The organism is Vibrio sp. 10N.222.55.C7, assembly GCF_041473335.1.
Classification (GTDB): Bacteria; Pseudomonadota; Gammaproteobacteria; order Enterobacterales; family Vibrionaceae; genus Vibrio; species Vibrio crassostreae_C.
Genome location: NZ_JBFRSC010000012.1, coordinates 1 through 920, shown reverse-complemented (window position 1 = coordinate 920; position 920 = coordinate 1). Strand labels below are relative to the sequence as shown.

At 49.3% G+C, this 920-nt stretch carries 1 protein-coding gene; it reads right to left on the bottom strand.

Translation table 11 applies throughout. The annotated features are described in order from the left end of the window. On the bottom strand, nucleotides 1-920 hold a 920-nt coding region (locus tag AB4482_RS04305; RefSeq protein WP_372180584.1), incomplete at both ends, for a tandem-95 repeat protein.

Below are 920 nucleotides of genomic sequence, written 5' to 3'. Positions count from 1 at the left end.
GTGAAGCTGCCGTCATCATTAGCTACAACCGTTGCATCACCGTCGACCGTTAGGCTGCTGGCCGTCAAGTCATCGCCTTCCACATCTGATGCTTGAGAAAGCAGCTGCTCTTGGCTTAGACGAATCGAACCATCTTCGTCGATTGAGTACGCTAGGTCACCAGACACAGGCGCATCATCTACGGCAGTTACGCTTACGTCGATGTTTGCTGACACCGTATCGGTGCCGTCAGACACATCAAAACCGAAGTTTACGTCGCCATTGAAGTTTTCATTCGGCGCAAAGGTGTACGTACCATTACCGTTGTCGGTAAGAATACCGTCGCCACCGTCGTAGGTCACACTTTCAATAGTAAGGTTGTCACCTTCAATGTCAGTAGCGCCTGTTAATAGGTCTGCATCGGTGAAGATAAGCGTTCCATCTTCTTCAACGCTGAACTGTTGATCTTGAGGGACTGGCAGGTCGTTAACTGGGTTAACCGTTAGATCCGCAGAAGCCTGAACGGTGTTGGTACCATCAGAGATATCGAAGCTGATATCGATGTCACCATTGAAGTTCTCATCTGGCGTAATCGTGAAGCTGCCGTCATCATTAGCTACAACCGTTGCATCACCGTCAACCGTTAGGCTGCTAGCTGTTAGGTCATCGCCTTCTACGTCAGAAGCTTGCGATAGAAGCTGCTCTTGGCTTAGACGAATCGAACCGTCTTCGTCGATTGAGTACGCTAGGTCACCCGATACAGGCGCATCATCAACCGCTGTTACGCTTACGTCGATGTTTGCAGAGACTGTATCGGTACCATCTGATACATCAAAGCCAAAGTTTACGTCGCCATTGAAGTTCTCATTCGGAGCAAAGGTGTACGTACCATTACCGTTATCAGTAAGAATACCGTCGCCACCATCGTAGGTCACACCTTC